The sequence below is a fragment of the Sphingobacterium sp. GW821-FHT03E03 genome (genome assembly GCF_059420745.1).
Map to the genome: position 1 here is coordinate 112,656 of NZ_JBWKUH010000008.1, position 17,595 is coordinate 130,250.

Annotated in this window: 11 protein-coding genes; 4 read left to right on the plus strand and 7 right to left on the minus strand. The window is 43.0% G+C overall.

What is annotated here, in order from left to right; all coding sequences use genetic code 11:
- Positions 1-103 precede the first annotated feature (103 nt).
- From AC07UV_RS11770 to AC07UV_RS11780, 3 genes are all read right to left on the minus strand, one after another.
- On the minus strand, positions 104-1,720 hold the full coding sequence (locus tag AC07UV_RS11770; RefSeq protein ID WP_495183881.1) for a RagB/SusD family nutrient uptake outer membrane protein: 1,617 nt from the start codon (positions 1,718-1,720) through the stop codon (positions 104-106).
- 9 nt (positions 1,721-1,729) lie between these two features.
- Positions 1,730-4,858, minus strand: a complete 3,129-nt coding sequence (locus tag AC07UV_RS11775) for a SusC/RagA family TonB-linked outer membrane protein (protein ID WP_495183882.1) — start codon at positions 4,856-4,858, stop codon at positions 1,730-1,732.
- Positions 4,859-5,178: 320 nt separating this feature from the next.
- Positions 5,179-7,434, minus strand: coding sequence for a GH92 family glycosyl hydrolase (locus tag AC07UV_RS11780; protein ID WP_495183883.1), 2,256 nt, complete (start codon positions 7,432-7,434; stop codon positions 5,179-5,181).
- A 168-nt stretch (positions 7,435-7,602) separates the two neighbouring features.
- On the opposite strand from AC07UV_RS11780, the gene AC07UV_RS11785 reads away from it, so the two are divergent.
- The 3 genes from AC07UV_RS11785 to AC07UV_RS11795 all read left to right on the plus strand — a co-directional run bounded on the left by AC07UV_RS11785 (position 7,603) and on the right by AC07UV_RS11795 (position 12,497).
- On the plus strand, positions 7,603-9,435 hold the full coding sequence (locus AC07UV_RS11785) for an alpha-1,3-galactosidase-related protein (RefSeq protein WP_495183884.1): 1,833 nt from the start codon (positions 7,603-7,605) through the stop codon (positions 9,433-9,435).
- Positions 9,436-9,459: 24 nt separating this feature from the next.
- Positions 9,460-11,046 carry a sulfatase gene (locus AC07UV_RS11790; RefSeq protein ID WP_495183885.1) on the plus strand — a complete coding sequence of 529 codons (1,587 nt, stop codon included), beginning with the start codon at positions 9,460-9,462 and terminating at the stop codon, positions 11,044-11,046.
- A gap of 326 nt (positions 11,047-11,372) precedes the next feature.
- Entirely contained in the window at positions 11,373-12,497 is a 1,125-nt protein-coding gene (locus AC07UV_RS11795) for an MBL fold metallo-hydrolase (RefSeq protein WP_495183886.1), read from the plus strand.
- Here AC07UV_RS11795 and AC07UV_RS11800 read toward each other — a convergent pair whose 3' ends face one another.
- Genes AC07UV_RS11800 through AC07UV_RS11815 form a run of 4 tightly spaced genes read right to left on the minus strand, consistent with a single transcriptional unit; the run spans position 12,498 to position 16,038 of the window.
- On the minus strand, positions 12,498-13,313 hold the full coding sequence (locus AC07UV_RS11800) for a helix-turn-helix domain-containing protein (RefSeq protein WP_282253206.1): 816 nt from the start codon (positions 13,311-13,313) through the stop codon (positions 12,498-12,500).
- Between the two features lie 27 nt (positions 13,314-13,340).
- Positions 13,341-13,925, minus strand: coding sequence for a Crp/Fnr family transcriptional regulator (locus AC07UV_RS11805; RefSeq protein ID WP_495183887.1), 585 nt, complete (start codon positions 13,923-13,925; stop codon positions 13,341-13,343).
- 15 nt (positions 13,926-13,940) lie between these two features.
- The gene (locus tag AC07UV_RS11810) at positions 13,941-14,651 is read right to left on the minus strand and encodes a response regulator transcription factor (RefSeq protein ID WP_495183888.1); all 711 of its coding nucleotides are present in this window, start codon (positions 14,649-14,651) and stop codon (positions 13,941-13,943) included.
- Positions 14,620-16,038 (minus strand): sensor histidine kinase, encoded by a 1,419-nt coding sequence (locus tag AC07UV_RS11815; protein WP_495183889.1) that lies wholly within the window; start codon positions 16,036-16,038, stop codon positions 14,620-14,622. Before AC07UV_RS11815 ends, AC07UV_RS11810 begins: the two co-directional genes overlap by 32 nt.
- Positions 16,039-16,168: 130 nt before the next feature.
- On the opposite strand from AC07UV_RS11815, the gene AC07UV_RS11820 reads away from it, so the two are divergent.
- Positions 16,169-17,578, plus strand: coding sequence for an alpha-L-fucosidase (locus AC07UV_RS11820; protein ID WP_495183890.1), 1,410 nt, complete (start codon positions 16,169-16,171; stop codon positions 17,576-17,578).
- Positions 17,579-17,595 lie beyond the last annotated feature (17 nt).

Below are 17,595 nucleotides of genomic sequence, written 5' to 3' on the forward strand. Positions count from 1 at the left end.
TTATTTCGAAAATAAAAACGGTTAAGCATAAGATGCTTAACCGTTTTTAAGGAGCGCTGTTATAGTGCTCAACAATTATCCCTGAATTGTGTTTATCGCGCGATTAGTACCCCGGATTTTGTTTTAGCGTTCCTTTACTGTTGTCAATTACAGCTTGCGGAATTGGCCATAATTCATTTTTGTCAGCTTTGAATGTTCTACTTTCTGACGTAAAACGGTCAGTCAATGAATTAAATGTGACTTTACCGGTTGCAGGATCAACCTTTCCTTCTGACAACGAGCCATAGACAGTACCATTCATCACATCTTTGGCAATCCCCCAACGGATAATATCAAAACGACGACGACCTTCACCGGCTAGTTCCACACGAAATTCACGGCGCACCAGTTCACGTAATTTGCCTTGTGCAGCATAAATAGCTTTATCCACTTTTGGCATTTTAGCACGCTCACGTACCAGATCTATATTTTCATATACGCTATTATCGATCTTACCCAGCTCAATTTTTGCCTCAGCATTTAATAATAATATCTCCGCATAACGCATCACAATAATATTGGTGCCTACATTCCACAGGTTAGCATAGCTACTTGGGTTTTGGATATATTTTTTATAGTTATATCCCGTACTTGAGGCATTATCTGCCGCAGTAGGGTAATCGTCTGAACTACGGCTTAATGGATCAAAGTATTTACCATTATAAGATGCTCCGGGATAAACAATTGTTGCACTCAGACGTGGGTCCCTATTTTCATAAGGATTTGCTGGATTATAACTTGTCGATTCTCCAATTGGTTTTCCCGCAGCTGTTTCATAAGCATCAACTAAACTTTGGGTAGGTACAATAGATCCCCAGCCGCCCATAGAATTAGGCAACATAATGCCAAGTGAGGTATATCCCTGTACATTTACTACGTACTCGATATTCATCATCACCTCGCTATTATTTTCATTCGCTTCTTCAAATAATGTCGCATAATTATCGAATAGTTTGTAGGTTCCAGATGAAATAATTTCTTGTGTTGTATTGATTACGTCCTGATACTTCTTTTGAAAGGCATAACAACGCGCCAATAGGCCCAAAGCAGCGCCCTTTGACATTCTTGCGCCACCTTTTGAATAAGTCAAATCAACCGCCGCCTCTTTTAATTCCTTTTCCACAAACTCAAGCACCTCTTTTTGATTATTTGCCGGAATGTAAGCATCCTCCTTGGCCATTGTTTTGGTAATAATCGGCACAGAACCGAATAAAGTGGCCATATCAAAGTATCTATAAGCGCGAATCACACGTACTTCAGCAATCAATTTCTTTCTTTTCTCTACCGCCATAGGAGCTTTATCAATATTCTCCAAGATATAGTTAGCCCGACGAATATGCTCATAGGTATATCTTGCCTCAGCATTTCCAGAATTTGTCGGCGTTGCTGTGCCATTACCTAAGGCCTGGAAGCCCTCCCATGGAAAATCGCTATTGGAGTTATCGGAGGTACAATCCATATAAAAGATTTGCGTTCCATCTTCCCAGGCTGAGCCTTCGTTAATTTTTCCGTCCGAATTGCTTGTACCACTATACAGGCCAGTCACAGCAAAATCAGCCTCAGCTTCTGTTTTCCAAAAATTATCTGCGTTAAATGCATCCAATGGTTCCTGATCAAGTTTTTGACAAGATGCCATCAATGCAGCTACACCCAATGCGATTGTTATATTTTTAAGTTTCATGATTTACAATTAAAAGTTTACGTTAAGACCAAAGACATTTGTTTTTACCTGTGGATAGTAGTTACCTCTGGAATCTGCTGGCGCTTCTGGATCAAATCCTTTTGCAAAACCGGTAAAAGTCAACAGGTTCTGTCCGCTATAATAGAGTTTAGCCCCCTTGATCCCAATTCTATCCGTAAATGTTTTCGGCAGTGTATAGCCAAAAGTGATATTTTTTAAACGGACGTAACTCGCATTTTGAATCCAGAAATCCGAAGGAGTGCCCGAAGGACTATTTTGTGCCCAGCTGGTCAATGCACGTGGCATAGATCCATTTGGATTAGTTTCGGCATTAAAGCGGTCCGCATAGATGGTGGTAGGTTTATCCGAACCGGAAATTCCACCGATGGCTTCGCCCCATAGGTAACCACTCACTTTGGCTGCACCTTGGAAAAATAAACTCAGATCAAAATTTTTATAGCTCATACTTGAAGTCAAGCCAAAGATGAATTTTGGATCCGGTGAACCTAAATATACCCGGTCATTGCCATCAATTTTCTTATCACCATTTTGGTCTTTGTAAATAATATCACCAGCACCAACATTACCGTTTACCCCTTCAATTCCACTATTTTTATATTCTTCGTCCGATCTATAAATTCCAGCAGATTCATAGCCATAAAAGGAACGAATTGGTCGCCCTTGCTCATAAACATAAAACGTTCCGTTCACTTGCGCTTCGTCGCTTGCCCATTTTTTAATCTGATTGTTGATATATGAACCATTTGCGGCAATGCTATATTTAAAGTCACCTAAGCTATTCTGATAATTGACCTGCAATTCGACGCCATTATTCTGTACTTTCCCTGCATTTTGGTATGGCGCTGGTAGTCCATATAGGTTTGATACAGGAAGTTTTAACAAGACTCCGTTTGTACGACGGTCAAAATATTCGAAGACAAAACCCAAATTATTCTTCAGGTTTAGATCCAGACCAATATTTGTACTCGCAGTTTCTTCCCAACTTAACAACGGGTTTGCGGACTGCACTGTCGCACCGCCTGAACTAGGCTCTGGGCCAAATGGATAATTAAATCCTGGCGCAATTGTGAATATACCTGGGTAAAATGCATCCCCTGTTGGATATGCATTGTCTGAGGTTGCTGAAAGCTGTTGATTCCCTAATTTACCCCAGCCTCCACGCAATTTAAGTTCTGATATTCCCTCGGCCAATGATGATTCTTTAAAGAAATCTTCCTGTGAGATACGCCATCCCGCAGAGAAAGAAGGAAATGTGCTCCAACGGTTTGTTCCTAGGAAACGCGACGTACCATCGTGTCTGACATTTGCTTCTACAAGATATTTGTCCGCAAAAGCATAATTGATCCGGCCAAAGAAAGAACGCAAAATTAACTTCTTCGCACCACCATCTACCTTCATCCCTGCTTTACTACCTAAATTCAGTTCTGAAAAATCATTATTTAAAAAATTTTGCGCGTAGGCACTAGAATAATCAGCCTTGAATGTCTCATCCATAAAACCGCCCAAGACATTAAATTGATGGTTACCAATTTTTTTATCGTAGGTCAATAAAGTTTGAAAAGTTAATCGTTCCGACTGAAAATTATAAACGGTCAAATTATTTACTCCCTGTTTTGGTCCTAATTCCCCATTTCGGTTGTAATATTGAATGTCTTTAACATACTTAGAAGACATATTGTCGATGGGTTGAAATCCAATAACTTGTTTAATTTTTAAGCCCTCCAAGATTTTAAATTCCCCTGAGAAATTAACCTGTGTATGTTTATAGATCATATTGTCTTTCGATTCCATATCCATCCAGGCGATTGGGTTACCGTCACTGCCACGACCGTACACACCATTGCTATATTTGTATGGAATAAAGCTCGGAATCCGGTTGACCTGTCTAAAGATCTGCGCCATATCACCTGTATATGGATTTACCGGTTCAGTAATACGTTGGTAATTATAGGCCAACCCTAGGTCAAAACGTAATCTTTCAGAAACTTTTGCCCCTACATTGGTCCGCAGGTTATAACGGTCTGAACTAGCGACTTTAATGACACCTTTCTGCCCCAGGTAACCTCCAGAAGCCATATACTGTACATCTTCCGTGCCACCGCTGACCTGTAAATTGTGTGCCTGTTGAAATCCCGAACCTTTATACAACAAACCTAACCAATCTGTATTGGGATGTCCATCGGGATCCGTACCGTTTTTATAAAGTTCAAGATCTTCTGCTGTAAAACGAGGCTTGTAAACCTCATTTTTTGGTGTTTCATTTTTGATTGCCTCATTTAAGATCACCGCATGATCGTACGCATTCATATATTCCGGCAGACGCGTTGGATCCTGAATACCAGCATAGCCTGTATAATTCAGCTGAGGTTTGCCGCTACCACCTTTTTTTGTTGTAATTAAAATCACCCCATTGGCTGCCTTCGAACCATATATTGCAGCACTCGGACCGTCTTTCAATACGGATACACTTTCAATATCATTTGGATTGATATTGTTCATCGAACTTTCGATTCCATCCACAATCACAAGGGGGTTCGCATTATTGATGGTACCCAGACCACGAATCCGTATGGTGCCATTGTCTTTACCAGGCTGACCGGAATTTTGTGTAATGGTTACCCCTGAAAATTTACCTTGAATGGCAGATGAAACATTCGTTACTGGACGATCCTGTAGATCTTTTGAGGTAATCGCCTGCACCGCACCTGTTAAATTTACTTTCTTTTGCTTGGCGAAACCGACCACGACAACTTCTTCCAATGCCGAATTGTCGCTTTCCAATTGAATAGAAATCGTATTACCAGCTACTGTCACTTCTTTGGACTTATAGCCTACACTACTCACAACCAAAATATCACCTGCCTTTGCCTTGATCGAAAATGCACCATTCGCATCAGTTGATGTTGATACAGAGGTGCCCTTCACCGAAACCGTAACACCTGCCAAGGGGCCGTCCTCTGCAGTGACTTTACCCGCAATCGGGTTTTGTTCAACTACTTTAGTCGTATTCATAAATACAATGGGCCGATCTACCGCAAATGTACTTTGCGAAGACGCAACGAGAAGGGCAACAGCAAGCAAGCTTACCTTTTGGTTACTTGTAAATTTTGAAATCATAATTAAATAGTTAGTTATTATTGCGTCAGCCTGTTTTTTCAGTTTAAGATTGACTAGTTTAGTCCCTTAAATTAGAGGGATATTATCCGGGAACAAAACAGATCATAAACGAAATCGATTGCGCAAATCACGCAATCGATTGTTTTAACCTAAAAAAACTAGCTTATGTCACTTCTTTATTCAAAAAACGCATGCAACCGATAGCATAAAACCAATATCAAAAAAACGAGCATCTCACCATACAAAAAAGTCCGTTGATCGATTGACCAACGGACTTTTTCCTAATAAAAATTGTATAGGAGGTCCTATGATTGTAAAATTCAATTTCCCCAATTTTTATTGGCCTTATCCCCCATCACAAACTCAAGCGTACCACCTTTTAGGATATCAGCATGGTTTAGTTGTGTGCTATTCAATGGTTTTCCATTGAGGGTAGCCGACTGAATATATTTATTTTTTGCCGAAGCGTTCTTTCCGATAATTACAAAAGATTTGCCGTCAGGCAAGCTGATGCGTGTTTTCTCGAAAAATGGAGATCCGATACTATAGGAAGCCAGTCCCGGAGTAACCGGATAGAAACCCATCTGAGAAAAAACCACAAAAGCCGACATACCACCGCCATCCTCATCACCCGGTACACCCATCAGATCATTTCTGAACCATTCACCGATCAGCTTATGGATCCGTTTTTGCGTCATCCAAGGCTGTCCAGCGTAGTTGTATAGGTAAGGAATATGCAGCGCAGGTTCATTTGCCATCGAAAACTGACCGACATTGCCTGTATGATCTGGCAGCTGTGCATAGAAATCAAATTTAGATCGCCCAAGCGACTGCTGGAACATTTCATCCAGATACTGTACAAACAACTGGTTACCACCCATCAATTTGATCAGATCCGGAATATTGTGCTGTACATCCCAACGGTATATCCAGGCATTATTTTCACCATAATATTCACGGGCACCCTGTCCTCCAGCAAAAACATAGTCAAAAGGCATGATAAAATTACCTTTGTCATCTTTAGGGTGGAAAAATTTGGTCTGCTCGTTGAATAGATTCCGATAATTGAAAGACTGCTTCATAAACAGATCATAATCGCTTTTTTCACCCAATTCATTAGCCAGTTGCGCCAGACACCAGAGGTCGTAGGATGTACCCAGTGTGACAGCCACAGGTTGACGTCTTTCAAAGCCATGTACTTCAGGATAAGTTTCCTGTTCGCCCGGATGCAAAGCCGGGATATATCCTTTTTCTTTGAAAAAATCATCCATTTTTCCGGCAGGTTTATCAGACCATGGAGCCAAAGTCTTTTCCGTAATCGCTCCTTTTGCTGCCAGATAAGCCTTCTTTATATCAAAACCACGGATCCCCTTACGGTAGGCATCCAGCAAAGTTGCAACCCCATGGTTGGAATTCATCCTTCTACTATCACCCGTGATTTCCGGAAAGGTCGGCAACCAAGGTTTGTCCATCTGCTCCGACATCCGTACAAAAGAATTGAGGATATTAGCTTCTGTAGCCGGCTCCAACAGGACCCGTAACGGATGATGCGCACGGTAGGAGTCCCAGATCCAGTCATCTGTAAAAAATGGCTTTCCTTCATCCGAATGGATTTTGCCATCAAATGCGCTAAAATAACGTCCACCTTCGGAGATATTTACCGGACGCTCATAAGTTCTGTATAAGGAAGTATAAAATACATTTTTGTCTGATTCATTGCCACCTTCAACGGCGATTTTCCCTAAGGCCTGATTCCAGATTTTACGTCCATTCTCCGCTAGTTTCTTTTGATCAAAATCAGCAATTTCACGGTTCAGATTTGCTTTGGCCTGTGCAGCATCAATAAATGAAACGCCATATTTCATTTTTAAGATAGCTCCAGGCTGATCAAATTGCAGTACCAGACAAGCATTTCTTCCCTTGGCATCCATTCCTTTTTCCAGCTGTTGTCCCTGCAATTTGCTTACAGCACTAGGTTTTGTCTCAGGAATCGCATAGATATACACACGAGTCCCATTGCCAATTTCCTGTGTTCCCGAAAGCGCCTGTCCATCCCATTCCAGTTCCCCATCACGTGAATTGAATTGCAAGTATTTAGTAGACGTATTCGGGAAAGTAAAGGTATACATACCCGACTGATGCGATAGTGCATAATCTACTTTGATATCTTCCTGATCCAAAACAACTGAATAACTATAAGGCTTGATCTCTTCCTGATCATAACTATACAATTGTACCGGACTCAACTGGCTTGGCAAGCGCAACATTGGGCTCAGATTAAAAGCCGACGACCCACGGTGGCTCGTTACGATAAGCGGAAGACCATATAAACGGTCCGAAGTAAAATCCCCTCTTTCAGGATATACACGCAGTATACTGTTCGGCAGGTGAACAGTCGGGTAAGTCGGAACCAATAGATGGCTGATATTCCCCATGTATGGATTGACATAATCCACAAATTCTTTCGTGCTTTTGGCTTGGGAAAAACCTTTTAGCAAAAAGATTGAAAAAAAAGTACAGCAACAGATTGTGCGTAAAATTGCTTTAGATTTCAAATTGAGATTCCTATTTAGCATTATAATTAATTAAGTGATCAATGGTTTAAGGGAAAACTAAGGTTTCGTCCCTAAAGTTAGTTTTTTTTGATGAAATATCAGGATGAAAATTTGCATGTTAAGTGATAATACCTATATTCGGCAAGCATTATCCAATTGGCTTCAATAGCACATAAACCAACAATCAATATGAAAATACCCACCTGCTGGATCCGATCAACACTGATTATTTTACTGGCAACATCCTTTTACCTGAACAGCATTGCTTCACAAGTCCCCAAGGTCGTTTATCTTTCCGACTATGGTATCCTTCCAAATACCGGGACCAACAGCTCCGCAGCAATCAATAAAGTCCTTCAGACAATTCTCGGAAAGACCGATAAAAAACAGGCTCTTGTTTTAAAATTCAGAAAAGGGCGCTACGACTTTTATCCCGAGGGCGCATTATCACGAACATATTATATTTCCAACCACGATCAGGACAATCCCAAGACAGTGGGTATCGCATTCGAACAATGCAACAACCTCACAGTCGATGGCCAAGGCTCCGATTTCATCTACCATGGTCGGATGTTACCGATTGCCTTGATCGAAAATAAAAACCTGACCCTTAAAAATATCCATATTGATTTTGAACGTCCACAGATCTGTCAGGTCCAGATCCTGAAGAACGACACAATCAATGGTACAATCGTTTACAAAACAGCTCCCTGGGTGACTTATACAATCAAAGACAGTGTATTTTACAATACCGGCGAAGGTTGGGCCATGCGTCCAACATCCGGAATCGCCTTTGAGGAAAAAACCAAACGCATTGTTTACAATACCAGTGATATTGGGGTAGGAACAAAAAGAGTAACCGAGCTTTCGCCGGGTGTTATCCAAGCCGAGCAATGGAAAAATCCAAAGCTTATTCCGGGTACCGTCGTGGCTATGCGTGCGTGGCATCGTCCCAGCCCCGGTGTTTTTGTCCATAAAGGAAAAGATATTCGACTTGAAAATATCAGCGTGCATTATGCGGAAGGCATGGGCTTATTGGCTCAGCTCACCGAAAATATCAGCCTCGACAGATTCCAAGTGGCACTGCGCGGTGGCCAAGATCCCCGGTATTTTACCGCACAAGCTGACGCGACCCATTTTTCAGGTTGTAAAGGTGTCATCCTCTCCAAAAATGGGCTGTATGAAAATATGATGGACGACGCGATCAACATCCACGGTACTTACCTCAAAATCACCAAGCGACTGGATGATAAAACACTGGTCGGCCGTTATATGCACGACCAATCCTACGGATTCGACTGGGGCGATGCCGGCGATACCGTCCAGTTTATCCGGTCAGGCACAATGGAACTTTGGGATCAGAAAAACCAGATTCAATCCATTCACATCTTGCGGGATAAAGCAGATGATCCGATCCGTGAATTTAAGATTACGTTTAAAAAGCCTCTTGATCCAGCGATCGACCCAGCGAAAACAGCTATTGGTGTTGAAAATCTGAGCTGGACGCCACGTGTGGTTTTCAGTGGCAATACCATTCGTCGCAATCGTGCACGTGGTGCATTGTTCAGCACGCCTAGAAAAACCCTTGTCGAAAGAAATCTCTTTGACCACACCTCCGGCACCGCGATCCTGCTCTGTGGCGACGCCAACGGCTGGTATGAAACCGGCAGCTGTCATGACATTGTGATCAGACACAATACATTTATCAATGCCCTAACCAATATGTTCCAGTTTACCAATGCGATTATCTCGATCTATCCTGAAATTCCGGATCTTAAAAATCAACAGAAGTATTTTCATAGCGGTATTGTCATTGAAGACAATCTTTTTGAGACCTTTGATAAGCCCATACTTTATGCAAAGTCGGTTGACGGTCTTGTTTTTCGCGGCAATCGAATCAAGACAAATAAAGCCTATCCAGCTTTCCATTGGAACAAAAAAAACGTATTCTTCGAACGTGTTACGCACAGTGAAATTTCAAACAATACCGTTGATGGTAAGAAAAGTGAGTTAACAAATTAGATCAGTAGCAAACCATTTGTCGCTATGTTATCCTTCAGAAACAACAAATTATTGATCTTATCGATGCTATGCAGCAGTATAGGATCGGGGATCCATGCCCAGAGCGTCAGCCGCACGCAGGAACGGCGAACAATCGAACGCCCCAATATTGTGGTATTCTTTGTCGATGACCTGGGTTGGCAGGACATGTCCGAACCATTTTATACTGCCAAAACAGCTATTAACGAGAAGTTTCATACGCCACATATCGAATCACTGGCCAAAGATGCCGTCAAGTTTACCAATGCTTATGCGACACCGGTGTGTACACCTTCGCGTGTGAGCTTTCTAACAGGTTTAAATGCAGCACATCACCGGGTCACAAACTGGACAAGTCCCAAAGCCAATACACCCACAGATAGTAAGGATGAGCTACTGAATCCGCCGGACTGGAATATCAATGGATTGAGCCCCGTACCCAATATTCCCCACACGGTCTATGCTACGCCATTTCCAAGTATTCTCAAGGCCAACGGTTATTATACCATCCATATCGGTAAAGCCCACTGGGGATCAGCTGGTACTCCGGGCGCCAGTCCGCTCAATTTGGGTTTTATGGTCAACGTAGCTGGCCATTCGGCCGGGCATCCACAAAACTACTATGGGGAGCAGAACTACGGAAATCTTCCGGGCAAGGCAAGCTATCAAGCCGTTCCGGATCTGATGGAGTATCATGGTACATCCACTTTTCTGACCGAAGCATTGACGCAGGAAGCATTGAAAGCACTTGCCGAACCTATTCGCCGCAAAGAACCCTTTTTCCTTCATTTCTCCAACTATGCTGTCCATGTCCCGATTCAGCCCGATCCACGGTTTGTACAGCGATACCTTGACCGTGGTCTGGATTCTACCGAAGCCGCCTACGCTTCTTTAGTGGAAGGCTATGACAAAAGTATGGGTGATATTATTCAGTTTTTAAAAGACAAAGGCGTGTACGATAATACAGTGATTATCTTTTTGAGCGATAATGGCGGACTCAGTCTCAGCCCGCCACGTTCGGGTGATCCCCATACCCAAAATCTGCCACTGAAGGCCGGTAAAGGCTCTCTTTACGAAGGTGGCATCCGTATTCCACTGCTGATTAAACAGGCCAGCGGACATAGCGGGAGCAGCACCTCGGCACCGGTCATGGTCGAAGATCTATTTCCGACGATACTCCAAATGGCAAAAGTAAAAGCGTATCAACTTGTACAGCAAGAACCAGACGGCAAGGACCTGACAGACCTGCTAACGGGGAAGAACGACGAAAATTGGAATAGTCGCCCCCTTATCTGGAATGTCCCCAATAAATGGACTGTTCCCGATGGTCCAGGTATCAATTTCTTCTCCGCTGTACGCCAAGGTGACTATAAGTTACTTTACGATATGAAACAGGGGAAACTGGAACTCTATAACCTTCAGGATGATATCGGTGAACTGAATAACCTTGCTCCCAAAATGAAAGGGAAAACCAGCGAGCTCAGCAAGCTACTTTCCAATCAGCTGCGGACATGGAAAGCTCAGTTGCCGACCTACAAAACTACTGGACAACAGATCCCCTATCCCGATCAGCTCAAACCTATTAACCAATAGCTTTTATTGTCAACAAAATAGTTTTTTTTAGTTGGCGTCAATCTTTATACAAAGCCTTTGCGATCAGATCACAAAGGCTTTTATTTTAAATCTTATGAAACTGATATATCATTAAGAAGGATAAGGATATCAGATAGCCAGAAAACCCCATCAGCTCGAGTTCATCAGCTTCTGTAACCAGCTGATAGATCTACAGTGACTTAATCTTGAAAAACGTAGTATACCCATACGGAGGATCATGAGCCGTACAGAACATTAAAATTGAGCTTTACACAAAAACAAAAGATGGCTCGGCTACCTATTTTTGTATTGTAAAACAAGTAAAGATGAAAACAAAGCACAAAGCCACAGGTTTCTTCCGATTTTTGAAATGGTCAGCCCTAACGCTTGTTGTTCTCATCGGATTAATCAGCAGCTATATGATGCATCCCCAATTTGGCAAAAGACCCTCAGGCGAAAGGCTTAAACGTATCGAACAATCGAAGCAATTCAAGGATGGAAAATTTCGCAACAGCAGCCCAACACCACAGCTGACACAAAGCTGGACGGTAGCCCTTTCCGATTATTTCTTCAAACGATCAGCTGAGACCAGTCCCAAACATAAGATCCCTTCGGTTCCAGTCAATTGGGACAGTCTTTTTACCAGATCCCATGGTTTGGTTTGGCTGGGGCACTCCTCCTATCTGTTGCGTGCCGACGGGAAAACTATCCTTGTCGATCCGGTACTAAGCGGCAGCATATCGCCTATACCGGGAAGTGGCAAAGCCTTTGCGGGCACTAATGTAACAACAGCGGATGCACTTCCGGCCATCGATTACCTATTTATCTCCCATGATCACTACGATCATATGGATTACAAAACACTCAAAGCACTGCAACCCCGAGTCGGCAAGATAATCGTTGGACTTGGTGTAGGTGAACATTTGGAGTATTGGGGCTACCGCAACGATCAGATTATCGAAAAAGATTGGTGGGATCAGGTGGATCTAGGAAATGGATTTCATGTAACGGTCACACCGGCAAGACACTTTTCAGGTCGCAGCATTTGGTCGGCCAATACACTTTGGGCCTCCTATGTCTTGGAGACGCCGAGCCGGAAACTGTACCTGGGTGGAGACAGTGGTTATGACAGCCATTTTAAAGAAATCGGCGATAAACTGGGGCCATTTGATTTGGCCATACTCGAAAATGGACAATATGACCTGAGTTGGAAATACATCCACATGATGCCCGAAGAAGTGGTACAGGCGGCAAAAGATTTACAGGCCGCAAAATTATTACCTGTTCACTCCTCCAAATTTGTCCTTGCCAACCATGCCTGGTACGAACCCTTGGAGCGTATTTCCAAAGAAGCATCCAAACAGCAACAAGCCCTGCTTACCCCCCGTATCGGTGAAGTAGTTGATCTGGATGATACCCACAATGGCCCCAACTACTGGTGGAAAAACTGATTAAGCAATGGAATTAATTGTCGCCGGCGTTATTCCAAATTTCTCTTTGAAGGAAGCATAAAAATGAGAGAGGTTTTCAAAACCAAGATCAAGGTAAATATCCACGGGTCTTTTCCGCTTATTCTCAATCAGATAGTACGCCTCGGAAAGACGTTTCTCCTGTAGCCATTTTCGGGGCGAGGTGCGGAATATTTTTTCAAAATCACGTTTAAAACTCGCCAGGCTACGACCGGATAATTTGGCAAAATTCTCCAAAGGAACATTATACTTATAATTTTTTAACATAAATTCCTCCAGGTCAATCTTAAAGGGTTCGGAGAAATCAAACAGCAAATCCTTTAACGAGGGATATCTTTCCAATAGTAAAGTGGTCAATTCGTATATTTTGATAGTCTCCATTTGCGGGCTGACTCGATCCGAAGCTTCCGCATAGGGTGCTAGCGACTCAAAATAACTTTTGATAAACGCATCGCCTTCAAGGAGAATATTGGTGTCTGCCGACTGCTTTTTATCCGAAGAGAGCTGATGATCCAACGCATACTTCTTGAGCCGGTCGGTGTGGAGCAAGATTGCGATAGACTGATAGTCCGCATTTTTCGATGGGTATTTGAATGCCTTTGCCAATTGATTTCTTCGGGCAATCAGTAGCTGCCCTTCCTTTGTCACCAGCTTTCCCTTTTCATGGTCAAAGTGTGTTTCCCCGGATATCTGGAACATCACCACATGTTCGGGAATAAACTGTTCATGACCAAAGGCCTTATCTACGTAACAAGAATACAAAAAGGCCTTTCCAAAATCTTTTTCTTCGATACTCATAATCACTTTTCTTTGATAGGTTGACAACTACTTTTTTGCGGCGAGCCGCTTGCGGATGATACTGACAAATTCGGGCGAAACACCGAGGTAAGACGCAATATAATATTGCGGTACCCGTTGTGATATTGTGGGATACAAGTCGATAAATTCAAGATAGCGTTCAGCCGCAGGTTTCGCCATGGTATGGATCAGTCTATTTTGCAATACCGCAAGTCTACGTTGTACCAACATACGAAAGACACGTTCAAATTTCGGTATTGTCTCCAGTAATTTCTCTTTAGCCTCAGGTGTCAGCATCAAAAATTCACATTCTTCCAATGTTTCCATATACAGACTCGAAGGTGTATGATAATGAAAGGAGGCGATATCACTGATCCACCAGTCTTCGACCGCAAAGGCCAAGGTCACCTCAAAACCATTTTCATCAAGATAAAAAATACGTACACAGCCTTTCTGAAGATATCCCTCAAACTGGCAGACTTCCCCCTCCTGCAGAAGCATCGTTTTCTTGGGTTCCTTCCGTAAGGTCAGCAGATCGGTGAACCGTTCAGTCTCCTCATCTGTCAAGGTTATGCACTTTGATACATTCCTAAGGATATTTTCGTATAGCATAGCAATTCGTTAAGCCTAATTATTTTCGTGTAAAATATAACCCGCACCATAGATACTTTCAATATGGAGTTTATTATCGAGCTGGAGCAATTTACGGATACGTGAGATAAAAACCTCTAGGCTTTTACCATTAAAGAAGTCCGTATTTCCCCAAAATAACAATAAGAGATCCTTCTTATTGACCAATAAGTTTTTATTAAGAATCAGATGGCGCAATAATTCCGCTTCGCGAACGGTCAACTTTTGCGCTTTCCCCTGGTTATCGCTCAAGCTGTGGCGCTCCATATCCAGCGACAGCTGACCGATGTATAACGTACGCTCGGACGCAATTTCGGGAGCCGAGGCCACAGCCAATAAATTGCGGATCTTGAGCAATATTTCATCCATGTCAAAGGGTTTGGCGATATAATCAACTGCACCCAACGAGAGTCCCTTTAGACGCGATGTACGCTCATGCAGGGCCGTCAAAAAGAAAATCGGCTGCCCGGCTCTAAACCGTAAGATCTCCTGGGCCAGATCGAAACCATTTCCATCCGGTAATTGCACATCGATAATCACCAATTTGGCGATATATTCCCGAAGGGTTTCCAACCCTCCTTTCGCAGTACATTCCCATATCACGGTAAATCCCTTGTACCGGAGATAGCGCGAGAAAACCTCCCCCAGATCAGGTTCATCTTCGATCAAAAGAATATCAATCCTGTTTTTTGCTATTGAAAGACCCATTGTCCATGTAAATATAAAAAATAGTACCACCACTTAGGCTATTTTCGATGCGAATTGCCCATCCCAACCGATCCAAACAAGATTTCACATAGTATAATCCCAATCCAAGCCCTGGCTTGCCACCCGAAGACTGTCCACGATAGAATGCTGTAAACAGCGCGTCCCGGTCCGACGGGGCAATCCCACTTCCATTGTCCTCGATTTTAAGACAATATACATCTGCCCGCTTCTCCCAAGTCAATCGAATAGTCTTGTGGACCTGATCGTTAAATTTGATGGCATTGGAGACCATATTATCCAAAATAGAAAAATAGTAGGATTCATCCAGCTGTAGTGAAATCCCATGCCCCAGTGGCACATATTCTATTTCAATCTCCCCTTGATAACGAAGACACAATTCATCCAGGATCTCCGTTGTCAATAAGTCGACAGGGGCCTGTATGATTTTAGCCTGCTGTTCTTGTAATGCAACAGATCCCATTACCTGCTCAAAATAATCGCGGAGCCTTTTAGCCTGTCGTTCCACAATCCGTCCCAATTGTATCACCTCTTTATTATCCAGACTAGCGTCCCTGTCGATCAAGCTATGTGCACTGACCAGGATTGTTGTCAAAGGAGTATTAAATTCATGCCGCATGTGGTTTAAGAAACTCGTTTTCAGATCGGCCAGCTTACTTTGGTTGACCCAGTTTTTGTATGTTCGAAAACTCAGCAGTACGATAACAGCAATACAGGCCAAGGAAAGCAAAAATACGGGTGCCATTTGCTGAATAATCCGCCAGTTCCGGTTTTCATAATCTACATAGAGACTATAGGTAAACCGATAAGGTATGGGCTCCTTATCACTGACCGCCAACTGGAATACCCTATTGTTGAGCGAGGTCTTCCTGAGCGAGCCACTGATAGCGCCTGCTCGATTGTCGCTGGAGCTTTCATAAAAGGTCTTCCATGTGCTGTCTTTTACGTTGTAAAGTTCCAACTTATCGAAATGGAACATGTAAATGAGTGTAGGATCGAGCTGTTGTTGCTGTACGATTTGCCCAAAGATGCTGTCCAAGGACTGTTTCGTACGCATAGTTTTAAGAAATAATTCCATTCGGGTCTCACCATACTGTACTGCATCGGGCGACTTATCTGTCACTTTCTTAAACCAGGTGTTCAGGTAAGGCACCAGTTCCGTTTGAAATACGGCATCTCCTCCCGGAAAGATCTTGTCATCCATAATGGCTGTACCATAGGCATTCTGGACCAAATTGAGCTGTCCGATCTGATAGTTCTTGTCTTCGAGCTGATAGGTCTTAAATATCAGAAAGCCGATCAGTACAGTCAGGATGAGGAAGCTGGTACCAAAAGCCCAAGGGTATATATTTCTATCGGCGCTGTTCATCTGTTAAAAATAACATCTATTTATCTATTCGGAATAGCTATTAACCTTTTATTAGGCATTCGTTAGGTTTCCGTTAAGCACAGTGTATGCTATTGCACCGTATCTTTACTAGCTAACAAATTAGCAAATTATGTCCAAAATTTCACAGACCTTACTTTACGGCTTATGTTACCTGTTGCTGAGCAATATCGTATATGCACAGTCAAATTTCTCAAAGAAAGTACTTGAACAGAGCCAGCTTGATTTTGTCAATCTGGGGTTCGGAATGTTTATTCATTATGGCATGCCCACCTTTATGGAGCAGGATTGGTCCGATCCAAATGCACCACTTGAGCTTTTCAAATCCCCAAAGCTCAATACCGACCAATGGGCCAAGGCAGCCAAGTCGGCCAACATGACCTATGGTTGTCTAACGACAAAACATCACAGCGGTTTTCCGATCTGGAACACAAAAACCACCGATTACAATGTAATGAACACTCCATTGCATCGCGATGTAGTCAAGGAATTTACAGAAGCCTTCCGTAAAAATGGTCTGCGTGTCATGCTTTATTATTCCATCCTGGACATACATCAGGGGATACGTCCACATACCATCACCAAAGCCCACATCCAGTTGATCAAAGATCAGCTGACCGAATTGTTGACGCAATATGGTGAGATAGATGCTTTGGTAATCGACGGCTGGGATGCCCCTTGGTCACGTATCTCGTATGATGACGTCCCTTTTGACGACATCTATTATCTGGTCAAGTCCCTACAGCCCAAGTGCCTATTGATGGATCTCAATTCGGCAAAATATCCTGGGGATGCGCTATTTTACACGGATATCAAATCTTACGAACAGGGGGCGGGACAGTTTATCTCCAAAGAACATAATAAGTTGCCGGCAATGGCCTGTTTACCGCTACAACAGAGCTGGTTCTGGAAAACATCCTTTCCTACGACGCCGGTAAAAGATGTGAAGGAACTCGTAGAGAAATTCGTCATTCCCTACAACGATGCCTATTGCAACTTTATGCTCAATGTCGCACCCAACAGCGACGGTCTGATGGATCAAAACGCTTTGGAAGCGCTAAAAACCATCGGAGCACTATACAAGAAAACACCCAACTACAAAGCTTTACCAAGTTACCAGGCTCCGATTGTGGATCATAACATCGCTAGGCAGCTTCCTTCCAATAGCAGTTGGGGTGAAGATATGAGTATTATGGATTTCGCTAATGATGACAATTTCGGCAGCGCATGGGTATCCAATCCCTCTACCAAAGGGGAGATCTGGTATGAACTAGATTTTGAACGCAGCAAAAACTTCAACAGCGTTGTCATTACCGAAGGCAAGGACAATCCCTCCAGCTATAGTCTGAGTTATTTGAAAGATGGAAAATGGACTCCCCTTGCGGCGAGTCCGATTATACAGGGGCGTATCAAGATCTTTCGCTTTGAAGAAGTATTGGGGCAAAAATTACGCTTGAGTATCCGACCCGAAAAAGAGCGTGTAGTCCTGAATGAGGTAGGTGTTTATCAGGAAAGGCGGTAAATAGGTCCATTAGTAAT

Coding starts and splice junctions, on each gene's coding strand:
- AC07UV_RS11770 (WP_495183881.1), bottom strand. CDS start 1,720: ATGAAACTTAAAAATATAACAATCGCATTGGGTGTAGCTGCATTGATG.
- AC07UV_RS11775 (WP_495183882.1), bottom strand. CDS start 4,858: ATGATTTCAAAATTTACAAGTAACCAAAAGGTAAGCTTGCTTGCTGTT.
- AC07UV_RS11780 (WP_495183883.1), bottom strand. CDS start 7,434: ATGCTAAATAGGAATCTCAATTTGAAATCTAAAGCAATTTTACGCACA.
- AC07UV_RS11785 (WP_495183884.1), top strand. CDS start 7,603: ATGAAAATACCCACCTGCTGGATCCGATCAACACTGATTATTTTACTG.
- AC07UV_RS11790 (WP_495183885.1), top strand. CDS start 9,460: ATGTTATCCTTCAGAAACAACAAATTATTGATCTTATCGATGCTATGC.
- AC07UV_RS11795 (WP_495183886.1), top strand. CDS start 11,373: ATGAAAACAAAGCACAAAGCCACAGGTTTCTTCCGATTTTTGAAATGG.
- AC07UV_RS11800 (WP_282253206.1), bottom strand. CDS start 13,313: ATGAGTATCGAAGAAAAAGATTTTGGAAAGGCCTTTTTGTATTCTTGT.
- AC07UV_RS11805 (WP_495183887.1), bottom strand. CDS start 13,925: ATGCTATACGAAAATATCCTTAGGAATGTATCAAAGTGCATAACCTTG.
- AC07UV_RS11810 (WP_495183888.1), bottom strand. CDS start 14,651: ATGGGTCTTTCAATAGCAAAAAACAGGATTGATATTCTTTTGATCGAA.
- AC07UV_RS11815 (WP_495183889.1), bottom strand. CDS start 16,038: ATGAACAGCGCCGATAGAAATATATACCCTTGGGCTTTTGGTACCAGC.
- AC07UV_RS11820 (WP_495183890.1), top strand. CDS start 16,169: ATGTCCAAAATTTCACAGACCTTACTTTACGGCTTATGTTACCTGTTG.